Source organism: Pseudorhodoplanes sp. (assembly GCF_050250235.1).
GTDB lineage: Bacteria > Pseudomonadota > Alphaproteobacteria > Rhizobiales > Xanthobacteraceae > Pseudorhodoplanes.
Genome location: NZ_JBFWPA010000002.1, coordinates 190782 through 216171, shown reverse-complemented (window position 1 = coordinate 216171; position 25390 = coordinate 190782). Strand labels below are relative to the sequence as shown.

Below are 25390 nucleotides of genomic sequence, written 5' to 3'. Positions count from 1 at the left end.
GGTGGCCGCCGCCCGCCAATTCTCGCATCTCGTCGTTACAAGATGGAGGATTGGAATGGACGTCGCGCAAACCGCCCTCAGCGGCAAGGTCGCCATTGTCACGGGCGCGAGTTCCGGTATCGGGCGGGCAATCGCGTCGCTGTTTGCGGCAAACGGGGCGTGTGTCGTTGTCGGCGCGCGACGTCGCGATCTGCTGGACGTCCTGGTCAACGATATCGCTCGAGGTGGCGGCAGCGCTTTCGCCGTGGCCGGTGACATCTCCGACGAGCGTCACGCCCGGCAACTGGTCGAAACCGCGCGCCTGCAATTCGGCAGCCTCGATATCGCCGTCAACAATGCGGGCACGCTCGGGCCGGTGGGCGCGACGCACGAGATAGCGTCTGCTGACTGGGCCGCGACGCTGGCAGTCAATCTGACCGGCGCCTTCTTCGCCGCGAAATATCAGATACCGGCGATGCTCGATCGCGGCGCAGGCTCGATGATCTTCGTGAGTTCCTTCGTCGGCTATACCGCCGCGATGCCGGGCGTCGCGGCCTATTCCGCCGGCAAAGCGGGCGTGATTGGCCTGATGAAATCGCTCGCGGTCGAGTACGGCCCGCTCGGCATCCGCGTCAACGCGCTCCTGCCCGGCGGCACCCAGACGCAGATGGCCGACGAGATGACAAAGACGGAAGACATGAGGGCGTTCGTGCGTGGCATGCATGCGCTCAAACGCATTTCGATGCCGGAAGAACAGGCGCGCGCCGCGTTGTTCCTGGCATCCGACGCCGCGAGCTTCGTGACCGGCAGCGCGATGCTGAGCGACGGCGGGGTCTCGATCAACAGGACTTGACCGCGGGCTCGCAGATCGCACCGGCCAACCGCGTGAGACAGCGGCTACCGCGTCGGGACCGGCTTCTCGCCGCGATAATCATAGAAGCCGCGCTTGGTCTTGCGGCCAAGCCATCCAGCCTCGACATATTTCACCAGCAGCGGGCACGGCCGGTATTTTGTATCCGCAAGCCCGTCATGCAGCACCTGCATCACCGAGAGGCAGGTATCGAGCCCGATAAAATCGGCAAGTTCAAGCGGCCCCATCGGATGATGCGCGCCGAGCTTCATCGCGGTGTCGATCGCATCCACCGTGCCGACGCCTTCATAGAGCGTGTAGATCGCCTCGTTGATCATCGGCAGCAGGATACGATTGACGATGAAGGCCGGGAAATCCTCCGCCACCGCGATGGTCTTGTGCAACCTGGTGACGAATTCCTTCGAAGCCTCGAAGGTCTGGTCGCCGGTCGCAATCCCGCGGATGATCTCCACGAGTTCCATCAACGGCACCGGATTCATGAAATGGATGCCGATGAATTTCTCCGGGCGGTCGGTTGCCGATGCGAGGCGCGTGATCGACAGCGAAGAGGTGTTGGTGGCCAGAATCGCTTCCGGCTTCAGTGATGGGCACAGTGCGCCATAGATTTTCTTCTTGATGTCCTCCTGCTCGACTGCCGATTCGATCACAAGGTCGGAATCGGCGAAATCGTCCATTGACGGTGCGGATTCGATTTTCGTGATCGCTGTCTGCCGCTGGTCTTCGGTGATGATCTTCTTGGCCACCTGACGCGCCATGTTGCCATTGATGGTGGCGAGCGCCTGCTTGATGCGATCGGCAGAGATGTCGTGCAGCTTCACGTCGAAGCCCGCGAGCGCGCAGACATGGGCTATGCCCGAGCCCATCTGTCCTGCACCGATCACGCCGACCTTGCGAATGTCCTGCGCCATTTTGTCCTTCACTCCTCCCCGGCAGGGGAGCTGTTGTCAGCGCTTGATCTTGTCCAGTTCTGCGTCGAGTTCCGGCAGCGCCTGATAGAGATCGGCCACGAGTCCATAATCGGCGACCTGGAAGATCGGAGCCTCTTCGTCCTTGTTGATCGCGACGATCACCTTGGAATCCTTCATCCCGGCGAGATGCTGGATCGCTCCCGAAATTCCGACCGCGATATAAAGCTCCGGCGCCACCACCTTGCCGGTCTGTCCGACCTGCCAGTCATTCGGCGCGTAGCCGGCATCGACCGCGGCGCGCGAGGCGCCCATCGCGGCGCCGAGCTTGTCGGCGACCGGCTCGATATATTTGGCAAAGTTCTCGCGGTTCTGCATCGCCCGCCCGCCCGAGATGATGATCTTGGCGGAGGTCAGTTCGGGCCGGTCGGATTTCGAGAGTTCCTCGCCCACGAAGCTCGATACGCCCGGGTCGGCCACGGCCGCCACGGTCTCGACCGGCGCCGCGCCGCCCTCGCCGGTGGCCGGGAAGGTCGAGGTCCGCACCGTGATGACCTTCTTCGGATCGGTCGACTTCACCGTCTGCATGGCGTTGCCGGCATAGATCGGCCGCACGAATGTGTCGGGCGATTCCACCTTCACGATGTCGGAAATCTGCATCACGTCGAGCAGTGCCGCGACCCGCGGCATGAAATTCTTGCCGGTGGTGGTCGCCGGCGCGACGATGGCGTCGTAGTCCCCGGCGAGCGAAACGACCAGCGCAGCCAGAGGCTCGGCAAGCTGATGCTCATAGGCATCGCCGTCCGCAAGCAGCACCTTCTTCGCGCCGTCGAGCTTTGCGGCGGCATCCGCCGCAGCCTTCGCACCCTTGCCGGCCACCAGAACATGAACGTCGCCGCCGATCGCCCTGGCAGCCGTCATCGCCTTGGCGGTGGCATCCTTCAGATGCGCGTTGTCGTGCTCCGCAATGAGAAGTGTCGTCATCCGAGCACGCCCGCTTCGTTCTTGAGCTTCTCAACCAGTTCGGCCACCGAACCCACCTTTACACCGGACTTGCGGCCACCAGGCTCAACCGTCTTCAACACTTCGAGCCGCGGCTTCACATCGACGCTGTAATCGGCCGGCGACTTCTCGTCGATCGGCTTCTTCTTGGCCTTCATGATGTTGGGCAGGCTCGCATAGCGCGGCTCATTCAGCCGCAGGTCGGTGGTCACGATCGCAGGGCCCTTCAATTTCACCGTCTGCAGCCCGCCATCCACTTCGCGCGTGACCGACGCACCGTCGCCATCAATCACCACCTTGGAGGCGAAAGTGCCCTGCGGCCAGCCGAGCAGCGCTGCAAGCATCTGGCCGGTCTGGTTTGAATCGTCGTCGATCGCCTGCTTGCCCATGATCACCAGACCCGGCTGCTCGGCTTCCACGATGCCCTTGAGGATTTTGGCGATCGCGAGCGGCTCAGGCATCGCGTCCACCTTCACCAGAATACCGCGGTCGGCGCCCATCGCGAGAGCGGTACGGATGGTTTCCGAAGCCTGCGCCGGACCGATCGAAACCGCGACAATCTCGGTCGCCTTGCCGGCTTCCTTCAGGCGGATCGCCTCTTCCACCGCGATCTCGTCGAACGGGTTCATCGACATTTTGACATTGGCAAGTTCGACGCCGGAACCGTCCGACTTGACCCGCACTTTCACGTTGTAGTCGATAACCCGTTTGACGGGCACGAGAATTTTCATGACGTAAAGCCTTCGCAGATGCGAAATCGAGCGGCTAACTAAGAGTGGTAGGGCGCGGGTGTCAACGGCATGGATGGCAGGCCGGATTCACCGCCATCGGCAATCCCGGGGCAGGCACGGCAACCGACGACAAAACCAAGTGAATGCATGAGAAATCCGCTCAGCGGTGCTGTCCTGGCTGCCACAGCACGTCCTTTTCACCACGATCATTGGCGTGCCGGCCGGCGACGAACAGGAAATCCGAGAGCCGGTTCACGTACTGAATGGCCTCCGGCGTCACCTCTTCGCCCGGCTGGTCGCGCAATTCGACCATGAGCCGTTCGGCGCGGCGGCACATGGTGCGGGCGAGGTGCAGATAGGCGGCGGCAGGCGTCCCGCCCGGCAGGATGAAGGACCGCAGCGGCGGCAGGTCATCGTTCAGGATGTCGATCTGCCGCTCGATCCACTGGACCTGCTTGCCCGTCACATTGAGCTTGGCGCCGCCCGGTCCCTTGCCCTTGCTGCCGTCCAGGATGCACAGGTCTGCTTCGACATCGAAGATGTCGTTCTGGATTCGCGCGAGCATGCCATCGAGCTGCGCGTCTTCCTTGGTATGCAGTCGCACGATTCCGACCACGGCATTGACCTCGTCCAGCGTGCCATAGGCGTCGACGCGCAGGTCGTATTTCTTGCGCCGCTCGCCGGAGCCGAGCGAGGTCGTTCCGTCGTCGCCGGTGCGGGTATAGATGCGGTTGAGCACGACCATGTTGTCAGCGCCCCATCATCCATATGGCCAGCATGATGATCACCAGCGCGATCGCCTGCAACAGCACGCGCAGCCGCATCAGCTTCTGCGAGACATGCGGCGAGCCGCCGCGCAGCATGTTGACGAGACCGAGCACGAGAACGATGGCGACCGCGCCAATGGCAAATGGAACGAGACTGTAGAACGGATTGGACATCTTCCGCTTCTACCACCGGCCCGCCGGCAAAACCACCGGCCGGCTCATCGCCCGCGGCCTATGCCGCGAGATGCTTCTCGATCTCATAGACCGGCATCTTCACGTAGTCCTTCTGGATTTCCTCGCGAATCGCCTGCTTGAGCGCATGCGTGTAATGCTGGCGCAGCACCCCGAGGGCGCGGGGCGGCGCCACCAGAATGATCGCCTTCATCTGTCCAGCCTGCGCGGCGGCATCGAGCTTCGCCATGATCGAGCGCAGGAATTCTTCTTCCTGCTGGGTATGGAAATCGGTCTGCTGCACGGAAGACCGGCCAGGCCCCACCGACGAGTGCGAGCGGCCGGGCTTGTCGGTGCCAAGTTCGCTGGTCGGCGGCACCTCCTGCTCCATCACTTCGCGGGTTTGCAGGTTCGGAAATTTCGAGTCGCCCGCATTCTGAAGAAACAGCGCCTTGGCGCCGTCGCAGACGATGACCCATTCATCTTGCTCGATCTTGACTGGCTTCGCTGACATCAACGTCCTCCTTGTGGGCCACCACCATGGTACATGAGATATGGCCCCGCCTTGCGGCGGATCAACGCCGGAGGACGTTTTCGGTTGCCGCGACGGACTTGCGCGGCAACAAGCGACTTAGTTGCTCCCGTCCAGCAGCCGCTTGGCGATCACCTGCGCCTGGATTTCGGCCGCGCCCTCGAAAATATTGAGAATGCGGGCATCGCACAGAATGCGCGAGGCCGGGAATTCCAGCGCGAATCCGTTTCCGCCGTGGATCTGCACGGCATTGTCGGCGGCGGCCCAGGCGACGCGGGCGGCGAGCAGCTTGGCCATGCCGGCCTCGAGGTCGCAGCGGCGTCCGGAATCCTTCTGCCGCGCGGCAAAATAGGTAAGCTGGCGCGCGATCAGGATTTCCACCGCCATCATCGCAAGCTTGTCGGCAACCCGGGGAAACTCGATGATCGGCCGCGCGAACTGGGTGCGCTGCTGGGCATAGACCAGCCCCTGATCCATCGCCGCCTGCGCGACCCCGATGGCGCGCGCCGCAGTCTGGATGCGCGCGGCCTCGAAGGTCTGCATCAACTGCTTGAAGCCCGCGCCCTCGATCCCGCCCAGCAGATTTTCCGTCTTCACCTCGAACCCGTCAAACGCGATCTCGTATTCCTTCATGCCGCGATAGCCGAGCACCTCGATCTCGGTGCCTGACATGCCGGGCGCGGGAAACGGGTTGCCGTCGTCGCCGCGCGGCTTTTCCGCAAGCAGCATGGACAGGCCGCGATAGCCGCTCTGCTTCGGATCGGTCCGGACCAGCAGCGTCATCAGGTCGGCGCGAACCGGATGCGTGATCCAGGTCTTGTTGCCGTAGACCTTGTAGACGTTGCCCTCGCGAACCGCGCGCGTCTTCAGCGAGGCAAGGTCGGAGCCGGTATTGGGCTCGGTAAAAACCGCAGTGGGAAGGATCTCGCCGGACGCGATGAGCGGCAGCCATTTGCGCTTCTGCTCCTCGGTGCCGCTGCCAAGTATGAGTTCGGCGGCGATTTCCGAACGCGTGCCGAGCGAGCCGACGCCGATATAGCCGCGCGACAATTCCTCGGACACGACGCACATGGATTCCTTGCCGAGACCCATTCCACCATAATCCTCGGGCAGGGTCAGTCCGAATACCCCGAGTTCCGACATCTGCCCGATCACATCGAGCGGGATATATTCGTTCTTGAGATGCCATGACTGCGCGTAGGGAACGACCTCGCTGGTCGAGAACTTGCGCATCTCCTCGCGGATCGCTTCCAGCGTTTCGTCCAGACCGGCATTGCCATAGGTGGGCTCGGTGTGATGGTTGATGATCTCCACCAGACGCGCCCGTCTTGCCGCGGTATTGCCGGTTTCGATCAGGTGCTGGATCGCCGGCGTCAGGCGCGCTGCGACATCGGCATGCGCCAGCCCAAGATCGGACAGCCGCACCATCTCGCCCTGGCTCATCGGGATGCCGCCCAGGATCTGCGCCAGATATTCACCGACTCCGATCCGGACCTGCAGGTCCTCGATCTCGCCATACTTGCCTTCGGCCCGCATGCGTTCGGCATAGGCCACGAGCTGGCGCAACGCCTCGACATAGGTTGCAAGCCAGGCCAGTCCATGGGTTGCGCGCTGCTCGCGGTCGAACACCCGGCCCATGGTGTCGCCGCCCTCGATCGCCACCCGCTTGCGCACCGCAATCTGCGCATCCTGCAGCAGCGCTTCGGCAACCCCGACCGCTTCCTGTGCCCGCGGGATGAAAGGGTCGGACGTTTCGGACCGTTGCGGCGCGGCTACCATCGGTAAGCCCCTGTTAGGGATTGACGTTCACGCCAGAGTAATGGTGCAGCGCACAAAAGCAACCGTGCCCTGCACCGGATTTGGTTACTGGATAATTAACCATTTACGGCTTTCCTTGCGTTTGCCCAATTCGCAGGCAAGCGATGATTCAGGCCGCGCCGAATCCAAGTTCCCCCCGACGGAGCGCTCTGCCGAGCGTTGCCCCCTCGCGGTTGATCCGTCGCATGTCGGTGCGCACCCGGATCCTGCTGATTGCGCTGATCCCCGTTCTGGGATTCTTGGCCAACGGCATCGCTTTCATGTCGGGCGAACGTCAGGTCGCCGATGCCTTCGACCGCTACCGGCACGCTGATGCCATGGCCGACGCCAGTCACCGGCTCAAGGAAGCGATCGGGCAGATGCGGATCGCGGCGCGCGATTTTGCCGTCGGCCCGAACGACGAATTGATCGCCGCCTTCGAAAGCGCGAATGCCGTCGCCCTTGAAAAATTTGCCTCCATCGAGCGCGAGATCGACAAAAGCCAGCGCGCCAGAATCGCGCCGATCGCCGATCGCCTGAAGGAAACCGCCTCTCGTTTCGCCGACGTCGTCAGGGACCAGCGGCAGCTCGGATTTTCGGAAGCCGACGGCCTGCGGCGGCAACTTCATGATACCGGAACGTCAGTCGAGCGCGTCATCAATCAGGGAATTGACTGGCTGGGTGACGCGGATGCCAAGAAGCTTCTGGTTTCGCTGCTCCTGATGCGGCGATTCGAGGCCGAACAGCGGCTGCAGTCGAACAGCATGTCGCATTCCCTGTTCTTTTTCGAGTACGAGCATTTCAAGAAGACGATGGAAAGCGTGCAGGCAACCGCCGAGCAGCGCGCCGATATCGAGAGCCGCGTCAAGGCCTTCGCCGATACCTTCTCGGCCTGGTCGGCGACTGCCGACAAGGTGCGGCCCAATCTGAAGGTGATCGACCTGGATACCCAGCAGCTGGCCCCGGCGGCGGACGAAATCATAGCGGCTGCCAGCGAGGGTGCGGCCCGCGCGGCGGAGCAACTCGCTGCCTCGCAGAGTCGTACCTGGACGATCATCCTGTCGGTCGGATGCGCGGCCGTCGGGCTTGGCCTTGCGCTCAGCCTGCTGATCGGCTGGAGCATCACGCGGCCCCTGCAGGGCCTCCGCGATGCGATGGCCAGACTGGCCAACGGAGACACCGCGGCCGTCATTCCCGGTACCGGCGCACGCGATGAGATCGGCAACATGGCGCGGACCGTGATCGTATTTCGCGACACCACGCTGGAACGCGAACGCCTGGCGGCGGCCCAAAGCGAGACCGCCAAGACGCGCGAGATACGCGGCCAGACCATCGCGGCAACGATCGCAGGCTTTGAGCGTTCGGTGGACGACGCTCTTGGCCGCGTTCGCGGTGCCGCGCATCGGCTCGAATCGGCGTCAAGCCGGCTGAACGCGTCGGCCGACGACATGTCCGCTGAAGCGGGCACGGCGGAAGAGCGTGTCCTGGCCGCATCCGGAAACGTGACTGCGGCCGCCGGCTCGATCGAGGAACTCGCCGCCTCGATCGGCGCGATCGCGGGACAGGCGCAACAATCCACCCAGGTTGCCGGGCGCGCGGTTTCGGAAGCAAGACGTACCAGCGCAACCATGACGGAGCTTGCCAGCGCGGCCACGCGCATCGGCGAGGTGATCAGCGTGATTTCGTCGATCGCCGCGCAGACCAACCTGCTCGCTCTGAACGCCACCATCGAGGCGGCGCGCGCGGGCGAGGCCGGCCGCGGCTTCGCGGTGGTGGCATCCGAAGTGAAATCGCTCGCCGGTCAGACGGCGCGCGCGACCGAGGAAATCGCAGGTCAGATCGGTTCCATTCAGTCGGCGGCGGCCGATGCGGCACAGGCGATCACCCAGGTCAATCGCATCATCGAGGACATGTCGGCGATCGCGGCCAATGTCGCGGCCACGGTGGAGCAGCAGAATTCCGCGGTCGCGATCATCGCCGAGGGGGTGAGCAACGCCTCCGGCGAGGCGCGGAACGGCGCCGCCGCAATGAGCCGCGTTTCCACCGCCACCATCGCGGCGCGCGCGACCGCGGCCGACGTCAAGGCGCTCGCAGATACGCTGGCGCTCGAGGCGGAAGGGCTCGATTCGCAGGTTCGGCAATTCCTGATCACGGTTCAGGCCGCCTGAGCGCGCCGCCCTTGAGCCGGCCGCAACCTTTGCCTATGTCGCAGGGAGCGACTGCACCGGGGTCACCGTTGATCTTCCTGAAGCGATCATACCGCGTCACCATGGATGCCTTCTGGCAGTTCAATGCCGACGATGGCTGGGCGATCGCCAGCCATATTGCACTGTCGACCCTGATGGCGATGTTCCCGTTCTTTCTCGTGCTGACCGCGCTTGCCGGCGTGTTCGGATCGCAATATCTCGCGGACGAGGCGGCCAGTCTCGTCCTCGAAGCCTGGCCCGAGGAAGTGGCCGGTCCGATCTCGCGCGAAATCCACAATGTGCTGGTCGGCGCGCACGGGCAGGTGCTGACGGTGGGTGCCGTGCTCGCGCTCTATTTCGCGTCGAGCGGGATCGAGAGCCTGCGGATCGGGCTGAACCGCGCCTACACGGTGGTGGAGACCCGCTCGGTGTGGCTGCTGCGGCTGGAATCGATCGGATACGTCATCCTGGCTGCGATCGGACTGCTTGCGCTGTCTTTCCTCGTGCTGCTGGCGCCGCTGATCTGGACCGCGCTGATCCGGCGTTTCCCGCCGCTCGAACCGTTCGCCGACATGGTGACCTTTGTGCGGCTGGCTACCGCGACGGTGCTTCTGATCGTCCCGCTATTCGTGGTCCACAAATGGCTGCCGGCGGGCCAGCGGCGCTGGCGCGAGATCATGCCCGGAATCGTCGCAACGCTGCTTCTCTGGCTGATCACCGGGGTCGTCTTCGGCCGCTATCTCGCGGATTTTGCATTCACCTATTCGGTCTATTATGCCGGCCTCGCCTCGCCGATGATCGCGCTGGTGTTTCTCTATTTCACCGCCTCGATCTTCATCTATGGCGGCGAACTGAACGCGATGATTTCGAAAATGCGAGCCGAAGGAGACCTGTCAGCCAGCGCGGCGGCGTAGCGCGTCTACGCCCCCACGGCCTCGATCGTATCCTCGAGATTGCGCAAGCCGGTGCGCGGCGCCGAGACCAGCACCGCCATGTTGCCGGGCTTGTGCTGGTTCTTCCACATGAGCTGGTGCGCGGCCGGGATCTTGTCCCAGGGAAACACTTCGCCCATGCAGGGATCGATCCGGCGGTCGATCACGAATTGGTTGGCCGAACTGGCCTGCTTCAAATGAGCGAAGTGAGAGCCCTGAATGCGCTTCTGCCGCATCCACACGTAACGCGCGTCGAAGGTGATGTTGAACCCCGAAGTGCCGGCGCAGAACACCACCATGCCGCCGCGCTTCACGACGAGGCAGGATACCGGGAAGGTCGCCTCGCCGGGATGCTCGAACACGATGTCGACGTCGCGCTTTCCGGTGATGTCCCAGATCGCCTTGCCGAACTTGCGCGCCTCCTTCACCCACTCGTTGTATTCGGGCGTGTTGACGGTCGGCATCTGCCCCCAGCAATTGAAATCCTTGCGGTTGATCACGCCCTTGGCGCCGAGGCCCAGTACATAATCGCGTTTGGTCTCGTCGGAAATCACGCCGATTGCGTTGGCGCCCGACGCCGCGCAAAGCTGCACGCCGAACACGCCGAGACCGCCGGAGCCCCCCCAGACCAGGACGTTGTCGCCCGGCTTCAGCGTATGCGGCGGATGACCGAACAGCATGCGATAGGCGGTCGCAAGCGTGAGCGTGTAGCAGGCCGCCTCTTCCCAGGTGAGATGCGAGGGCTTCGCCATCAACTGGCGCGACTGCACCCGGCAGAACTGCGCGAACGAACCGTCGGGCGTCTCGTAACCCCAGATCCGCTGCGAGGTCGAGAACATCGGGTCGCCGCCGTTGCATTCCTCGTCGTCGCCATCGTCCTGATTGCAGTGGACGATGACTTCGTCGCCCACCTTCCAGCGCTTCACCTTGGAGCCGACCGCCCAGATCACCCCGGACGCATCCGAACCTGCGATATGATAGGGATGCTTGTGGACGTTGAAGGGCGAGATCGGCTGACCGAGGCCGGCCCAGATGCCGTTGTAATTGACGCCTGCCGCCATCACGAGCACCAGCACGTCGTTCTCGCCGATCGGCCAGGTCGGCACCACTTCGATCTGCATCGACTGTTCGGGCGGGCCATGCCGCTCCTGCCGGATGGCCCAGGCATTCATCTTCTCGGGGACCTGGCCCAGCGGAGGGATTTCTCCGACCGCATACAAATCCTTGACCATCTGAAGCTTCGGCGCGGCTGTCATGGCGATGGGGCTCCGGCTCTATGCTTAGCGAATTGTGACGCAGTCCATATTGCGCCGCAACAGAGTTCGAAACACCAAAAAGTTGCATCCGCAAAACTACGGTACTGCCTGAACCACGGCCATCAGTGTTGCGGCAGACTGTCGCGCACCCGCCGTCATAGGCGGTTTCTCAATTTTTACGGGCGAAAAACGCGGCTCTGTCCGGTTTTCCCGGGGCGAGGAGCATGTTGCGTCCGATCAGTTTCGAAGGCCTCGACGAGACCCTGCCGATCCTCTCGCGCGGGTTTCCCGCCATGCGCGCGGCGCAGTGGACCGCGGCGCTTGCCCGGTTGCGCCGGTCCGCGGCGAGCAGCACCGCTGCCTGCGCCGCCTATCTGCTCGAGGAGAAAGGCCGGCATGTTGGCGTCATGCTGGCCATTCCAAGCCCGCGATCCGACGGCGACGCCGCGCCGCGGATCGTGAACCTGTCGAGCTGGTACGTCGACCCCGAGCAGCGATGGCGCGCCCCGCGCATGCTGCAATCGATCGCCGCCTGCGCGGCAACACTCTACACCGATTTGACCCCGAGCCCGTCGGTCCGCACCATGATCAGCCGCCTCGGCTTTCAGAACTGGACCGAAGGGACGTTGATCTTCCCGCTTCCTGCATTCGCGATCCGGACCGCCGGGGCGTCGCGCGTGGTACCGCTTCATGCGCTGTCTCCGGATGCGTTTGCAGATCCGGTCCGCCGGATCATGGACGACCACGCCGCGCTGGACTGCGTCGTCGGAGGCCTGTGGGACGGCGCGGCTCTGCGCCCCCTGATCTTCTCGCGCAAGGTCCACCGCGGCGTTCCGGTTGCGCGCCTGATCTTTGCCGACGACCGCGCCGCCGTGTTCGCGCATATTCCGGCGATCTCACGTTTCCTATTGCGCGAGAGGTTTGCGCTGCTTGCCATCAACGGCAATCGCCGCGAGCGGATCGCCGGAAGCATCTTCACGAAACGCGCCGCACCGACCTTCTACAAGGGCCCGACGCCGCCGGCGCCCTGCGACTTCACCTATTCGGAATTTGTCTTTCTTCAGGTTTGACCAGGCAAAGATGGGAGCGAACGTGCTGTCACCGGAAAAGATCCACAACCGGACCGTGGTTGCCGATTATCTTTGCCAGCGCTTTCCGGCTTTGGCTGGACGGCCGCTGGAGGATGCGACCCCGCTGCTTGCCGGCGGCATCATTGACTCGCTCGGGATACTCGATCTCGCGACGTTTCTGGGCGAGCGGCTGGGACTGGAAATATCGGATTCGGATTTTGAGCCAGGCAACTTCGAGACATTCGGCAACCTGGTCGCCTTTGTGGAGCGCAAGCGATCGTGATGCGCACGCCGCTCCTGGTCCATGATCTGCTCGGCGAAGACGACCGCGGCAGCGGCGACCGTGTCGCCCTCATCCATGGCCGCCAAAGCCTGACCTATGCCGCGTTGCGCGCCATGGCACGCCGCTATGCCTGCGCCTTGCAGGCGGCCGGACTGCGGCGTGGCGACCGGGTTGCGATCCTGCTGCCGAAAACGGTCGAGGAATGCGCCGCAATCTTCGCGGTAAGCCGCGCCGGAGGCGTCTGCGTTCCGGTCAACCCGCTGTTGCGGCCGGCACAGGCACGCCACATCGTCGAGGATTGCGAAGCCCGCATCCTGATCACCGATGCCGGCCACCGCAAGACGCATGGCGAAGCCATGGCGGGGCTGAACGGGCTGACCGTCCTCGATATCGGGGCGATGTCGCCCACGGCCGCACACGACCTGCCGCCGTCGGCTGCGATCGGGGAGGACCTTGCCGCAATTCTCTACACCTCGGGATCGACCGGCCGGCCGAAGGGCGTGATGCTCAGTCACCGCAACCTGATTGCCGGCACCCGTATCGTGCGCAGCTATCTCGGCATTGATGCGAACGATCGCATTCTGTCGATCCTGCCGCTCAGTTTCGATTACGGCCTGAATCAGCTTCTGACCGCGGTCGAGCAGCGCGCTTCCATGGTCCTGCTGACATTCCGCTTCGGTGACGAGGTGGTGCGCGCATTGCGCGACCACGATTGCACCGGTCTGGCCGGCGTGCCGACGGTATGGTCGATCCTGACGCGTGCCGCGCCGCTGCTGCCGAAGACGCCGCTGCCCCGGCTCCGCTACATCACCAATTCCGGCGGCGCGGTGCCTTCGGCGACGACCGCGCGTCTGCGCGAACTCCTGCCCAACACCAGCATCTACCTCATGTACGGGCTGACCGAGGCCTTTCGTTCCACCTTTCTGCCACCCGACGAGGTCGACCGCCGCCCCACGTCGATCGGCCGGGCGATTCCCGAATGCGAGGTGTTTGCCGTGACCGCGGACGGCCGCCGGGCGCAGCCCGGCGAGCCCGGCATTCTGGTGCATCGCGGCCCGACCGTGTCGCAGGGCTACTGGAAACGTCCGGACGAAACCGCGCGCGTGCTGCGAACGAACCCTTTGGTCGACGCGTCCTGCGGCGCCGATATCGTCTGCTATTCCGGCGATCTCGTCGTTCAGGACGAGGAAGGGTACTTCTTTTTCGTGGGCCGCGACGACGCCATGATCAAGTCGTCCGGCTATCGCATCAGCCCGACCGAGGTCGAGGAAGTGCTGATGGCGACCGGGCAGTTCCGGCAGATCGCCGTGATCGGAATTCCGGACGCGCTGATCGGGGAACGCGTGCATGCGGTCGCGATCGGGCGCGGCAACGCGATCGACGTGGGTGCTGCGCTGACGGCGGCGTCGGAGAAGCTCGCATCATTCATGCTGCCGCGCGACATCGAACTGGTTCCCGAATTGCCGACGACACCCAACGGAAAGGTCGACTACAAGGCGCTGGTGGCGCAGCGGTCCGGTCATGCTGGCCACTGAGAGCGCCGGGACGCTCGCGGACCTGCTGGTCGGTCGGCATTACACGGTTCGCGGTCACGATCTGCTGGCCGGCGGCATTTCCGTCGAGTCGCTCGCCGAGCGGTTCGGCACTCCGCTTTATGTCTACGATGCCGCGGTGTTTCGGCATTGCTTTGCCGGGCTGAAGGAAGCACTGGGCGGCTTTGCCGATATCTTTTTCTCGATCAAGGCCAATCCCAACCCGGCCATCGCCAACATCTTCGTGGCGCTCGGCGCCGGAATCGAAATCGCCTCCGGCGGGGAATATGAGCGCGCACGGGAGGCGGGCGCCCCTGCGAGGGACATCCTGTTTGCAGGTCCGGCAAAGCGGGACGACGAACTCGACCGGGTCATCCGCGACGGCATCGGCGAACTGCATGTCGAATGCTTCGAGGAAATCGCCCGCGCCAACCGCATCGCTGCACGTGCCGGCAAACGGGTCGCTGTGTCGGTGCGCATCAATCCGGTTGCCCAGGCGCAGGGCGGCGCAATGCGGATGGGCGGCAAGGCGTCTCCATTCGGCTTCGACGAGGAGCAGATCGGCGATGCGCTGGACGCAATCGCCGAAGCCGGGCAACTCGACCTGTGCGGTGTGCATCTGTTCGCCGGCACGCAGATTCTGGACGCCGGCGTGCTCCTGGCGCAATGGCGGCACGGGCTCGATGTTGCCGCCCGCGTCGCGCGTGCCGTTGGTGCGCCCTTGCGCAGCATCGATCTCGGCGGAGGCCTCGGAATCCCCTACTATTCCGGAGACGGTTCTCTCGATCTCGCCGCCGTGCGGCGCGGCATCGATTCGCTGGCCGCGGCGAAGGATGCCGAGCCGCTGCTTCGCGGCGCGCGCGTCATCGTCGAGCCCGGCCGCTATCTTGCCGGCCCGGGTGGGCTGTATGTTGCGCGCGTGGTTGCGAACAAGGTCTCGCGCGGGACCCGGTTCATCGTGACCGATGGCGGCATGCATCATCATCTCGCTGCATCCGGAAATCTCGGTCAGGTCATCAAGCGCGATTATCCGGTGCTCGCGCCGGCACGCATGGATGAAGCACGGTTGCAACGCTGCACCGTGACCGGGCCACTTTGCACGCCGCTGGACACGCTGGCACGCGCCGCGGAACTGCCGCCGCTTCAGGCCGGCGACCTGATTGCCGTGATGCAATCCGGCGCCTATGGATTGTCGGCCAGTCCGGCCGGATTTCTCAGCCATCCGCGACCGGTCGAGGTACTGATCGACGACGGCCGCGTCGCGTCCATCGGTTGATCGCTACCCCGGTCCAAATGGACGGTTGCGCGCATCGCACAACCGGATATGCTGCGATGCAACAGGCGCGCGTCAACGCCTGATAGCCCGGGATTACTCGGCCATACCCGCTGACTTGGCGGTACGGCCGGACTACGATGTTCCCGCTGCAATTCGAAGCCGCGGGGGCGAGGCTGAGCAGCGGTCCCTGCGCATGTCGGGGAGACAGATATGGGTATCGAAAGCCTTATCGTTTGGCTGATCGTCGGTGGCGTCGCAGGCTGGCTCGCCGGTCTGATCGTGAAGGGCTACGGATTCGGACTGATCGGCAACATCGTTGTCGGCATCGTCGGCGCCTTCATCGCCGGCTGGCTGCTTCCGCGGCTCGGCATTGTGATCGGCGGCGGCATCATCGCGGCCATTATCAACGCGATGATCGGCGCGGTGATCCTGCTCGTGATCATCGGCTTCTTCAGACGCTAGGAGCAATGCGGCGCGGAGATTGAATGGGCGAAAGCGCGGACGACAAACCGAAACGGGACAGACCCTGGATTTTCCGGACCTATGCCGGGCATTCGACCGCCGAAAAGTCGAATACGCTCTACCGGCAGAATCTCGGCAAGGGCCAGACGGGTCTGTCCATCGCCTTCGATCTCCCGACCCAGACCGGATACGATTCCGATCACGTCCTCGCCGCAGGTGAGGTCGGCAAGGTCGGCGTGCCGGTTTCCCATCTCGGCGACATGCGGACGCTGCTGAACGGCATTCCGCTCGCCGAGATGAATACCTCGATGACGATCAACGCGCCGGCGGCGTGGCTGCTGTCGCTCTATGTCGCCGTCGCCGACGAGACCGGCGCACCGCGAGACAAGCTCACCGGCACGACCCAGAACGACATCATCAAGGAATATCTGTCGCGCGGCACCTATGTGTTTCCGCCCGGCCCCTCCATGCGTCTGATCAAGGACACGATCCTGTTCACGACGAAGGAAATGCCGAAATGGAATCCGATGAATGTCTGCTCGTATCATCTGCAGGAAGCAGGCGCGACGCCCGTTCAGGAACTGGCTTATGCGCTCGCCACCGCGATCTCGGTGCTCGACATGGTGAAGGCGTCCGGCGAAGTCGCCGACGGACAGATGGGCGAGGTGGTCGGCCGCATCTCGTTCTTCGTCAATGCCGGCATGCGCTTCATCACCGAAATCTGCAAGATGCGCGCCTTCGTCGAGATGTGGGACGAGATCACCGCTCAGCGCTACGGCGTCACCGATCCGAAACAGCGGCTGTTCCGCTATGGCGTGCAGGTCAATTCGCTCGGGCTGACCGAACCGCAGCCGGAAAACAACGTCTACCGCATCTTCCTTGAGATGCTGGCGGTCACGCTGTCGAAGAAGGCGCGGGCCCGCGCGGTGCAGCTTCCCGCCTGGAACGAGGCGCTCGGCCTGCCGCGGCCGTTCGACCAGCAATGGTCGCTGCGCGCGCAGCAGATTCTCGCCTACGAATCGGACCTGCTCGAATACGGCGACATTTTTGACGGCTCGACCGAGATCCAGAACAAGGTCGATGCGCTGATCCGCGCGGCGAAGGAAGAACTCGCCACCATCGAGCGGCTCGGCGGCGCGGTCGCCGCAGTCGAGATGGGCTACATGAAGCAGCAGCTGGTCGAGAGCAATACGAAGCGGCTGGAGTCGATCGAGAGCGGCAACTCTGTCGTGGTCGGGGTGAACAAGTTCACCGAAAGCGAGCCTTCGCCGCTGACCGGCGGCATCGACGCCATCATGACGGTCTCGCACGAGGTGGAGGCCGAGCAGATCGCGCGGCTCAATGCATGGCGCAGTTCGCGCGACGCGAAGGCGGTCGACACGGCGCTGACTGAACTGCGCCGCGCGGCGAAAGACGGCGTCAACGTCATGCCGGCCTCGATCGCCTGCGCCAAAGCGGGTGTCACCACCGGCGAATGGGGCGCGGTGTTCCGCGAGGTGTTCGGCGAATATCGCGCACCGACCGGCGTGCCGAAGGCCGCGCGTCAGGTCGGCGGCGAGGAGCTCGAGCCGGTGCGCGCCGAAGTCGAGCGAGTGTCGCAGAAGATCGGGCGTCGGATGAAATTCCTGGTCGGCAAGCCGGGCCTCGACGGCCATTCCAACGGCGCCGAGCAGATTGCGGTGCGCGCGCGCGATGTGGGCATGGATGTGATCTATGGCGGCATCCGCTTCACACCGGCGGAACTGGTCAAGACCGCGAAGGACGAAGGCGTCGATGTGATCGGGCTGTCGATCCTGTCGGGCAGCCACGTGCCGCTGGTGCGCGACGTCGTCGAGCGCATGCGCGCCGAAGGACTGAATCATGTCCCGGTCGTGGTCGGCGGCATCGTACCGCCGGAGGACGAGGTGACGCTGAAAAAGTCCGGGATCGCGGCGGTCTATACGCCGAAGAATTTCCAGATCAACCAGATCATGTCCGATGTAGTGCGGATCGTGGAACAGGCGAGCGCGAAGGCCACCGTCTGAAGCGCAACCTGCGCGCCCTCACGCGGCCGTTTCTTGCTGCTGGGTGGCTACGCGCCCCAGCGCCTCGACCAACGCCGCCGGACTCACCGGCTTCGGCAGATAATCCGTCATCCCGGCCACGCGGGCATTGCTTGCATCATCGTCCGAGGTTCGGCCGGACAAGCCGATGATCGGGACCTGCGCCGCGCGTCCCGGAAGCGCGCGAATCCGACGCGTGGCCTCCAGCCCGTCCACGCCGGGCAGCGTCACATCCATCAGGACGAGATCGTAGCCACCCCGTGCGATTGCACTCACGGCCGCCTCACCGGTGCCTGCATAATCCACGGAATGCCCAAGCCTGGTCAGAATCGCATTCAGGACCGCACGGCCATACGGATTGTCCTCGGCGCAGAGGATGCGAAGCGACCGCGCGGGATGTGCGGCCGCGGCTTCGTCCGCCGACGTCGGGCTTCGCGGGCCGGGTGCGGCATGCACCATCACCGTCAGCGTAAAGGTCGAGCCCTCGCCTTTCCTGCTTGCAACCGTGAGATCGCCGCCCATCGCCTGTGCCAGCCGCTTGACCAGGACAAGCCCGAGGCCGGTGCCTCCAAAATGCAAAGACACATCTCTGCTTGCCTGCGCAAACGGACGAAACAGTCTTGCGATTTCCGCTTTCGTCAGACCGATGCCGCTGTCGCTGACGGAAAATCGGAGCATGGTGCGGCCGCGGGCACGGGTCTCCGCCCCGACCGTGAAGCCGACGCGGCCGCGTGCGGTAAACTTCACCGCATTGTCGATCAGATTTTCCAGTGCCGCGCGCAACCGCACCGGATCGCCGACCGCTTGCGCGGGAAAATCGGCGGCAATGGCAACCTCCGCCGCCAGGCCGTTCGTGCCGGCACGCGCCGAGAGCGAGGCTGCAATCGCCTCGGCGAGTTTGCGCGGCGCGAACACATCCTTGCGGACGATCAGCCCCGCGCGACCGGCCTTCACCGCATCGAGTACAATCGAAGTCTGCTGGGCAAGATGATCTGCGGCATCGTGAATCGCCTGCGCCCAGCCACGTTCGCGCTCCGACAGGTCGGAGGTGGCGAGCAGTTCCGAGAGCGCGAGGATGCCCGTCAGCGGCGTGCGGATATCGTGCGCAAGAGATGCGAGCGCAGTTTCCACAGCCCGGCGGTGTGACGGCGAGGCAGGTTTGCGCTTGCGCGCGGCTTTGCGCGCCTGCGTCGTGGCTTTGTGTTTTGGTGTGCCCCGCCCCATGATTCGGCCGAAAAAAAGCATGGCATGGCCGCCTGGGGCCATCCACTCACGGTTCTGGCACGTCCACGATGCGCCGGATATCCGCCGGCGTCGCACCGCCCGCCCGCAAGGAACGAAGCGCGGTCGCCTGCGTCGATTTCGAAAGCTTGCGGCCGGCAGAATCGCGGATCAGCCGATGGTGCCGGTAAACCGGCTGCGGGAGACCCAGCAGGTTTTGCAGCAAACGGTGCACGCTGGTCGACCAGAACAGATCCTGTCCGCGCACGACATGCGTCACGCCCTGCAGCGCGTCGTCGACCACCACCGACAGGTGATAGCTGGTCGGCATCTCCTTGCGCGCGAGAATCACGTCGCCCCAAACATGCGGCCGTGAATCGACGATCCCGCTCTCACCGCCCGGGCCGGTTCCCTGCTCGCGCCATCGCAGGGGACCGGCACGCGCGAGCGCCGCTGTCATATCGAGCCGCAACGCATGGGGTTCGCCGGACCGCATCCGCGCCGTCCGTTCCGCCTCGCTCATGGCGTCGCGGCTGCCGGGATAAAGCGGCGCGCCGTCCGGATCCCGAGGCCATCCGTCACCGCGCGCCGTGACCAGGGCCGCGATGTCGCCCCGGCTTTCGAAACTCGCATAGACGAGGCCCTGCGCCTGCAACTGCGCCAGCGCATCGCGATAGGCGTCGAAATGCTCCGACTGCCGCCGCACCGGCTGTTCCCACCCGATCCCCAGCCAGGCGAGGTCGTCGGTGATCCCTTGCTCGTATTCCGGCCTGCAGCGCGTGCGGTCGATATCCTCGATCCGCAGCAGCAGACGTCCGCCCGCCTCGGCCGCGAGATCGGCGTTGAAAAGCGCCGACAGCGCGTGGCCGAGATGCAGATAGCCGTTGGGCGACGGCGCAAAGCGGAAAACGGGTGGCGTCATCTATCGGTAAGGCCTAGCGGCGAATTCGGTCTACCCTCTCCCCTTGCGGGAGAGGATGGCGAGCATCGAAGATGCGAGCCGGGTGAGGGGTATCGTTCGACAAACACGGGCTCAGAACCCCTCACCCGGTTCCTCGCTCTGCTCGGAACCACCCTCTCCCGCAAGGGGAGCGGGAAACAGAGTATGCCGCAACGTCATGACCCAATTCCTCCACACCCAGTCCGACCTCGCCGCGGCTCTCGCGCAACTGGTGCAGGCTGATTCGCGTCTCATCCCGGTTCTGGAGAAAGCGGGGGAACCCGCGCTTCGCCGCGGCGAACCCGGATTTCCCGGCCTCGCGCGCATCATCTGCGGACAGCAGCTCTCGACCGCAAGCGCCAGCGCCATCTGGGGCCGGCTGCAGGCGGCCTTCGACCCGTTCCATCCCGACACACTGCGTCGTGCCCGCGCCGACCGGCTCGGGCGGCTCGGCCTGTCCGCCGCCAAGATCAAATCGATCAAGGCGATCGCGGCCGCGATCGCCAGGGACGAACTGGACCTCGACCACATTGGACAAAGTGACGCTGATGCCGCGCATGCCGCCCTGATTGAAATGCACGGCATCGGCCCATGGACCGCCGACATCTATCTCCTGTTCTGTCTCGGCCACGCCGATGCCTGGCCGGCCGGCGACCTCGCCTTGCAGGAATCGGCACGCATCGCGCTCGGTCTGAAAGCGCGTCCCACGACCAAGGAGCTGGCCGCCATCGGCGACGCATGGCGGCCCTGGCGCGGCGTGGCGGCGCATCTGCTCTGGGGCTATTATCATGTGATCAAACGACGCGAAGGTATCGCCGTCGAAGCCAGACCGAAATCCGCGACCGCGCAATCGGCCGCACGAAAAGCAACCGAGAAAGCAAAACGCAATGGCCGGACCCAACGTCCCGGTGCTGTCCGGACCAAGCCTTGAGCCGAAATCCGGCGCAGCCAAACGTCTCGTCGTGTTCCTGCATGGCTACGGCGCCGACGGCAACGATCTGATCGATATCGGGCGCGCCTGGCAACCGATCCTGCCGGACACGGCCTTCGTATCCCCGCATGCGCCCGAGCCGTGTGGTCAGGCACCGGTCGGCCGGCAATGGTTCGGCCTGACCTTCCGCGATCCAAACGAGCGCTGGGTCGGGGTAAATCAGGCGGCCCCGGCTTTGCAGGCGTTTCTCGATCAGGAATTGCGGCGCCGGCAATTGCCGCCGTCGGCACTGGCGCTGGTGGGCTTCAGCCAGGGCACCATGATGTCACTGCATGCCGGGCTGCGCCGGCCGGTCGCGCCGGCTGCCATCGTCGGCTATTCCGGCATGTTCGTCATGCCCAATGACGGGCCACCCGAGGCGGTTGCGGGCGAGATCGTGTCGCGCCCGCCGATCCTGCTGGTCCACGGAGATCGCGACGAACTGATCCCGGTCCAGGCGCTGTTCCACGCGTCCTCGTCGCTGTCCGAGCTGGATGTGCCGGTGGAGTGGCACATTTCGCACGGGATCGGCCACGGCATCGACCAGGAGGGGCTGCGACACGGCGGCGAGTTCCTGGCGCGCCGATTCGGCCTTTAGGGGGAAAGTGCCGCGCGCGGGAGAAGCCATAACGCACTCGCGGTAAGCCCTTGGTGGCGCCTTCACATTCCCGTCACGCTCCCCTATACATAAGGGACTGGTCGCGGTGCTTGAAAGGAGCGCCATCGCTTGAACGTCCACGTCTCGCCCGCTGGTTTTCCGGCTCTGGTCCTGAACGCCGATTTCCGACCGTTGAGCTATTATCCGCTGTCGCTGTGGTCCTGGCAGGACGCGATCAAGGCGGTGTTTCTGGAGCGTGTGAACATCGTCGCCAATTACGACCGCGCGGTGCGGTCGCCGAGCTTCGAGATGAAGCTCCCCAGCGTGGTCTCGCTCAAGACCTTCGTCAGACCCTCGACCCATCCGGCCTTCACGCGCTTCAACGTATTCCTTCGCGACCGCTTCGTCTGCCAGTATTGCGGCGCCGCCGACGACCTGACCTTCGACCATCTGGTGCCGCGTTCGCGCGGCGGCATGACCACCTGGAACAACGTGGTCGCCGCCTGCTCGCCCTGCAATCTGCGCAAGGGCAGCCTGACGATGGCCGAAGCGCACATGTTTCCGTCGCAGATGCCGTTCCAGCCGAGCGTGCAGCACCTGCACCGCAACGGGCGGATGTTTCCGCCGAACTATCTGCACGACAGCTGGATGGACTATCTTTACTGGGACACCGAACTGGAACCGTGAGGCTCGTGTACGTCAGCTCAGCTTCTCGCGCGGCGGCAGCGTCAGCCACGCACGCCATGCGCCCCAGCCCGCGATCAGCGCCAGCACCAGCGAGATCACGGCGTTGTAACCCGCAAGCGAGATGCCGAGGAAGCTCCATGGGATTTCGTCGCAGCGCACCACGCGGATGTCCTTGAGCTTGTCCAGCAGGCCGCCGGCGGTGCCGAGATCGGACAGCGTACCCGAGCAGTCCTTCGGTCCTTCCCAGAATTTCCATTCCACGCCGGCGTGATAGGCGCCGAGCCCGGCATTCCACAGCATGCCGAGCGCGATCACCGCGAGCGCCGCGAACAGAACCTTGCGCGAGGCGCCGACCGACACGCCGAGCAGCACCATCACCGCAAGCGGGATCGCGAAATAATAGGCGTAGCGCTGTTCGAGGCAGAGCGGGCAGGGCGGCAGGCCGATCACCACCTGGAAGAACCAGGCACCGAGAATGGTGGCCAGGCCCAGGATCGCCACCGCGCCCGCGGCGAGCTGGACCGGCTCGTTGCGCTTCATGTGGTCGAAGGTAGCGGCAATGTCGTTCATGAAGGGTCCCGGCGACACCTCGGATCGGTCCCGCATTCACGGGAAAGCGGTCCGTCCGTCAAGACACAGGGCCGCGATCAAGTCGCGCAGACTCAGACGCTGCGCCGGACCCGGCCGCAAATCCGCTTGATCGGCCGGATCGATCCCCTTATGTCTGCCGCCGGGCGGGCTCTTGCCCTCCCCGCGCCCGAAAGCGTCTTGTCGCGGCGTAGCCCCTGTGGCGGAACTGGTAGACGCGCCTGACTCAAAATCAGGTGGCCGCAAGGTCGTGCTGGTTCGATTCCGGCCAGGGGCACCAATAAAATCAGGCACTTCTTGACATTCTCCGTCGAGGTGCCATTCTCCGTCTGCATTGTTTCTGCATTGTCATACCGTGGGGTGCGCTTCCCCACAGGGTTACGATGCGACGCCACGCAATGCAGGGGATTGACGGGCGTTCTCAAATCATCGAAACGGGTCATGCGTTTCGACGCGGCGCTCTGACATGCCGCTGTCCCGACGTGCCGCACAGATGTTTCAACACTGGCCTACCGCTGTGTCGCCAATACGGGGTTGTCCTCGATCACGGATAGCCAACGCCAGTCACCGGGAGCCCCGCTCCCCTGACTGGAGTGCGTTGGATGCCACAGGCAGCAATCGCCGAAACTGATCCCAAAAAGCGCAGACTGCTTCAGAAGCGTCAGACGACGGCGCACGAGTTCGACACCAGTGTGGACTCGATCAAGCGGCTCGAACGCGAAGGCCTCCTGACCCCTATTCGGCTCTTCAAGAGCCCGAAGGCAGACGTCTACCACGACGCCGAGGAAGTCACGGCGCTCAAGGCAAAGTTGTTCGCTGCGGCCAAAGCCGAACGCGAAGCAAAGGTCGAACGTCGTCGCCCCGCAAAGAAAGGGGGCCGATGATGCCGCGCTCCGACCTAATCGTGCGAAGGCTCTGCGGAGAGATCGTGCTTGCGCGCGGCGAACTGCTGATCGGAACAGCCGAATTGGAGCGCCGTATTGGTCTCGTCCGTGACGCGCGGCATTCGGCAACGCTCTGCGGATGCCTCGACAAGGCTAAGCAGCATTTTGTGCAGCGTGGATTCGAGCTGCACTGGGGGTTTGTCGGACGCGATATCGTGGTCACATACAACCCTCTCCGGCGAGTCGCGGGAGGCCGATAAGATGGAGCGCGTTCGGCTGAACCGGCCTGCCCCGGTAGTTGTCGAGACACCCTTTGCATTTCTGCCGCAGACGGTAGCGGCAAATTGCGCGACACTCGGTTGGCAAGCGATGGACTTCGCCGTCGCCCTCGGCCTTCTCGCGGAGGCGCGGAGGCGTCACGGTGACGACATCCACGAAAGGGCTCTGGCCGCCGGCGCCAACTCTATCGACTCGCAGAGAGGCGAGGACAGGCTCTTTCGCGATCAATGGACCGAAGTCAAAAAGGCGCGGCGAAGGGGTGAGCACCTTGAGCCACCGGAGCGATATCACGTCTACGACACGAAGGTCGGGCACTCCGATACCCTGACGACGCGAACCAGACTTAAGAAGGCCGGTGCGCACGGATACAGCCAGGCGAAGAAGCGGCTGCGCAAAGAGCCTCCGCCAGAATCCATCCGGCTTGTTCTGACCACCAATAAGGTGCTTGAACTTGCCGGGCTGTCGCGATGCGACAAGAACAGGCGCGCGGTCAAATCGATTCTCGATCGCTTGCAGCAGGAGCCCGCTGGGCTCGGCCTGCCTCCCTGCATCCTGCATGTCCGTCAGCTAGATCGTAAGAATTTCGAGGTCGCTGTTTCCGGCGCATGGCTGGAACCGCCGTTCGTGCCGATCCTGCTTCCCCTTCCTATTCGCTCTATTGCCGCGGTCAGGCTGTGGATGCTCTTGCGTTGCATCGATACGAAAGAGCGCAACCGCAAGGCCATGCCTTTCGACAAGTTATGCGAGCGCGTCGGTGTTGACCCGCGCCAGTCCTATTCGGTCAAGTACCGGGCCGTCATTCGTGCGCTCGACGCGGTCAACGCTGCGCTCGACAAGATCGATACCGGCGCGCTCTGGCACCGCAAAATCGACGCGGCCGAGCGATATGACATGACGGTCGGAGTGCGCGACCGAATGGTCCGGTTCGTATCAAAGGAAAAGGAAGACCCGGTTGAACACCGCGTCACTGTCGCCGAACACGACGGCGACTATGCCACCGCCGACCGGCTGACGGCACTTAGTAAGGCCGGACTATCGCGGAAGCAGATCAAATTGTTCGAGAAACTGCTCGACGCGGACCCGGCGAAAGTTTCGTTGCTCATGAACGCGCCGGATGAGGCTATCAAGCGGCTTGTTTACATGATGAAAGGCAACGCTCGCCGTGAACGCGAGGAAAGGCAGCAGGATCAGGCAAATGCACGCAATCGCTTCAACTGAAAATGCGCGCAGGTGTCAAGAAATGACGATAACCGTGCGCGCAGGTGTCAAGATCCGGCGAAAGAATGCGCGCAGGTGTCAAGCAATATGCGCGCAGGTGTCAAGAAAAAGCGGCGGTTGTGCCGATTTCATCGGCGTTTCTGCATCCCCTATTACAATAGTTACTACAGATATCTCTTACCAAACAGAAGATATGAAGAATATCGCTGCC

Annotated in this window: 26 protein-coding genes and 1 tRNA gene; 15 read left to right on the top strand and 12 right to left on the bottom strand. The window is 64.0% G+C overall.

The genetic code is table 11. From position 1 onward, the window contains the following. Positions 1-55 precede the first annotated feature (55 nt). A complete protein-coding gene (locus tag AB7F49_RS02245) occupies positions 56-832 on the top strand; it encodes an SDR family oxidoreductase (RefSeq protein ID WP_428519861.1) in 777 nt (258 codons plus the stop codon). A 44-nt stretch (positions 833-876) separates the two neighbouring features. Here the strand turns inward: AB7F49_RS02245 and AB7F49_RS02240 are convergent, their stop codons facing one another. The 7 genes from AB7F49_RS02240 to AB7F49_RS02210 all read right to left on the bottom strand — a co-directional run bounded on the left by AB7F49_RS02240 (position 877) and on the right by AB7F49_RS02210 (position 6737). Then, positions 877-1758, bottom strand: coding sequence for a 3-hydroxybutyryl-CoA dehydrogenase (locus AB7F49_RS02240; RefSeq protein WP_428519859.1), 882 nt, complete (start codon positions 1756-1758; stop codon positions 877-879). Positions 1759-1794: 36 nt separating this feature from the next. Further along, positions 1795-2739, bottom strand: a complete 945-nt coding sequence (locus tag AB7F49_RS02235) for an electron transfer flavoprotein subunit alpha/FixB family protein (protein ID WP_428519857.1) — start codon at positions 2737-2739, stop codon at positions 1795-1797. After that, positions 2736-3488 carry an electron transfer flavoprotein subunit beta/FixA family protein gene (locus tag AB7F49_RS02230; protein ID WP_428519855.1) on the bottom strand — a complete coding sequence of 251 codons (753 nt, stop codon included), beginning with the start codon at positions 3486-3488 and terminating at the stop codon, positions 2736-2738. Before AB7F49_RS02230 ends, AB7F49_RS02235 begins: the two co-directional genes overlap by 4 nt. 160 nt (positions 3489-3648) lie before the next feature. Next, positions 3649-4233, bottom strand: a complete 585-nt coding sequence (locus AB7F49_RS02225; RefSeq protein ID WP_428519853.1) for a cob(I)yrinic acid a,c-diamide adenosyltransferase — start codon at positions 4231-4233, stop codon at positions 3649-3651. 4 nt (positions 4234-4237) lie between these two features. Continuing rightward, positions 4238-4429, bottom strand: a complete 192-nt coding sequence (locus AB7F49_RS02220; RefSeq protein ID WP_428519852.1) for a twin transmembrane helix small protein — start codon at positions 4427-4429, stop codon at positions 4238-4240. Positions 4430-4487: 58 nt separating this feature from the next. Beyond that, a complete protein-coding gene (locus AB7F49_RS02215; RefSeq protein WP_428519850.1) occupies positions 4488-4940 on the bottom strand; it encodes a host attachment protein in 453 nt (150 codons plus the stop codon). A 117-nt stretch (positions 4941-5057) separates the two neighbouring features. Then, entirely contained in the window at positions 5058-6737 is a 1680-nt protein-coding gene (locus tag AB7F49_RS02210) for an acyl-CoA dehydrogenase family protein (protein ID WP_428519848.1), read from the bottom strand. 224 nt (positions 6738-6961) lie between these two features. Between AB7F49_RS02210 and AB7F49_RS02205 the strand changes: the two genes are divergently transcribed. Further along, entirely contained in the window at positions 6962-8923 is a 1962-nt protein-coding gene (locus AB7F49_RS02205) for a methyl-accepting chemotaxis protein (protein ID WP_428519846.1), read from the top strand. A 68-nt stretch (positions 8924-8991) separates the two neighbouring features. Next, positions 8992-9855 (top strand): YihY/virulence factor BrkB family protein, encoded by an 864-nt coding sequence (locus tag AB7F49_RS02200; protein WP_428519844.1) that lies wholly within the window; start codon positions 8992-8994, stop codon positions 9853-9855. A 5-nt stretch (positions 9856-9860) separates the two neighbouring features. On the opposite strand, the gene ccrA is transcribed toward AB7F49_RS02200, so the two are convergent. Next, positions 9861-11135, bottom strand: a complete 1275-nt coding sequence (ccrA, locus tag AB7F49_RS02195) for a crotonyl-CoA carboxylase/reductase (protein ID WP_428519901.1) — start codon at positions 11133-11135, stop codon at positions 9861-9863. 218 nt (positions 11136-11353) lie between these two features. On the opposite strand from ccrA, the gene AB7F49_RS02190 reads away from it, so the two are divergent. From AB7F49_RS02190 to AB7F49_RS02165, 6 genes are all read left to right on the top strand, one after another. Continuing rightward, positions 11354-12199, top strand: coding sequence for a hypothetical protein (locus AB7F49_RS02190; protein WP_428519842.1), 846 nt, complete (start codon positions 11354-11356; stop codon positions 12197-12199). Between the two features lie 22 nt (positions 12200-12221). Beyond that, the gene (locus tag AB7F49_RS02185; RefSeq protein ID WP_428519840.1) at positions 12222-12482 is read left to right on the top strand and encodes an acyl carrier protein; all 261 of its coding nucleotides are present in this window, start codon (positions 12222-12224) and stop codon (positions 12480-12482) included. Continuing rightward, a complete protein-coding gene (locus AB7F49_RS02180; RefSeq protein ID WP_428519838.1) occupies positions 12482-14017 on the top strand; it encodes an AMP-binding protein in 1536 nt (511 codons plus the stop codon). Before AB7F49_RS02185 ends, AB7F49_RS02180 begins: the two co-directional genes overlap by 1 nt. Further along, complete coding sequence (locus tag AB7F49_RS02175; protein ID WP_428519836.1) at positions 14004-15290, top strand: type III PLP-dependent enzyme; 1287 nt, start codon at positions 14004-14006, stop codon at positions 15288-15290. The genes AB7F49_RS02180 and AB7F49_RS02175 overlap by 14 nt, the downstream gene beginning before the upstream one ends. 210 nt (positions 15291-15500) lie before the next feature. Next, positions 15501-15752, top strand: coding sequence for a GlsB/YeaQ/YmgE family stress response membrane protein (locus tag AB7F49_RS02170; RefSeq protein WP_428519834.1), 252 nt, complete (start codon positions 15501-15503; stop codon positions 15750-15752). Between the two features lie 23 nt (positions 15753-15775). Next, on the top strand, positions 15776-17776 hold the full coding sequence (locus tag AB7F49_RS02165; RefSeq protein WP_428519832.1) for a methylmalonyl-CoA mutase family protein: 2001 nt from the start codon (positions 15776-15778) through the stop codon (positions 17774-17776). An 18-nt stretch (positions 17777-17794) separates the two neighbouring features. On the opposite strand, the gene AB7F49_RS02160 is transcribed toward AB7F49_RS02165, so the two are convergent. Together AB7F49_RS02160 and gluQRS are read right to left on the bottom strand one after the other, a co-directional pair. Further along, positions 17795-19039, bottom strand: a complete 1245-nt coding sequence (locus AB7F49_RS02160) for an ATP-binding protein (protein ID WP_428519830.1) — start codon at positions 19037-19039, stop codon at positions 17795-17797. A 25-nt stretch (positions 19040-19064) separates the two neighbouring features. Continuing rightward, on the bottom strand, positions 19065-19937 hold the full coding sequence (gene gluQRS / locus AB7F49_RS02155; protein ID WP_428519828.1) for a tRNA glutamyl-Q(34) synthetase GluQRS: 873 nt from the start codon (positions 19935-19937) through the stop codon (positions 19065-19067). Between the two features lie 196 nt (positions 19938-20133). On the opposite strand from gluQRS, the gene AB7F49_RS02150 reads away from it, so the two are divergent. The 3 genes from AB7F49_RS02150 to AB7F49_RS02140 all read left to right on the top strand — a co-directional run bounded on the left by AB7F49_RS02150 (position 20134) and on the right by AB7F49_RS02140 (position 22210). Continuing rightward, positions 20134-20886 carry a DNA-3-methyladenine glycosylase family protein gene (locus tag AB7F49_RS02150; protein ID WP_428519826.1) on the top strand — a complete coding sequence of 251 codons (753 nt, stop codon included), beginning with the start codon at positions 20134-20136 and terminating at the stop codon, positions 20884-20886. Continuing rightward, positions 20843-21523 (top strand): alpha/beta hydrolase, encoded by a 681-nt coding sequence (locus tag AB7F49_RS02145; RefSeq protein ID WP_428519824.1) that lies wholly within the window; start codon positions 20843-20845, stop codon positions 21521-21523. The genes AB7F49_RS02150 and AB7F49_RS02145 overlap by 44 nt, the downstream gene beginning before the upstream one ends. Positions 21524-21652: 129 nt before the next feature. Continuing rightward, entirely contained in the window at positions 21653-22210 is a 558-nt protein-coding gene (locus tag AB7F49_RS02140) for an HNH endonuclease (RefSeq protein ID WP_428519822.1), read from the top strand. A 12-nt stretch (positions 22211-22222) separates the two neighbouring features. On the opposite strand, the gene AB7F49_RS02135 is transcribed toward AB7F49_RS02140, so the two are convergent. After that, positions 22223-22780, bottom strand: a complete 558-nt coding sequence (locus AB7F49_RS02135) for a disulfide bond formation protein B (protein WP_428519820.1) — start codon at positions 22778-22780, stop codon at positions 22223-22225. A 211-nt stretch (positions 22781-22991) separates the two neighbouring features. On the opposite strand from AB7F49_RS02135, the gene AB7F49_RS02130 reads away from it, so the two are divergent. Beyond that, positions 22992-23078: transfer RNA gene (locus AB7F49_RS02130), tRNA-Leu, on the top strand. 322 nt (positions 23079-23400) lie between these two features. Further along, on the top strand, positions 23401-23682 hold the full coding sequence (locus AB7F49_RS02125) for a hypothetical protein (protein ID WP_428519818.1): 282 nt from the start codon (positions 23401-23403) through the stop codon (positions 23680-23682). Positions 23683-23901: 219 nt separating this feature from the next. Here the strand turns inward: AB7F49_RS02125 and AB7F49_RS02120 are convergent, their stop codons facing one another. Next, positions 23902-24519, bottom strand: a complete 618-nt coding sequence (locus AB7F49_RS02120) for a hypothetical protein (RefSeq protein ID WP_428519816.1) — start codon at positions 24517-24519, stop codon at positions 23902-23904. Positions 24520-24585: 66 nt separating this feature from the next. Between AB7F49_RS02120 and AB7F49_RS02115 the strand changes: the two genes are divergently transcribed. After that, positions 24586-25179 (top strand): hypothetical protein, encoded by a 594-nt coding sequence (locus tag AB7F49_RS02115; protein ID WP_428519814.1) that lies wholly within the window; start codon positions 24586-24588, stop codon positions 25177-25179. Positions 25180-25390 lie beyond the last annotated feature (211 nt).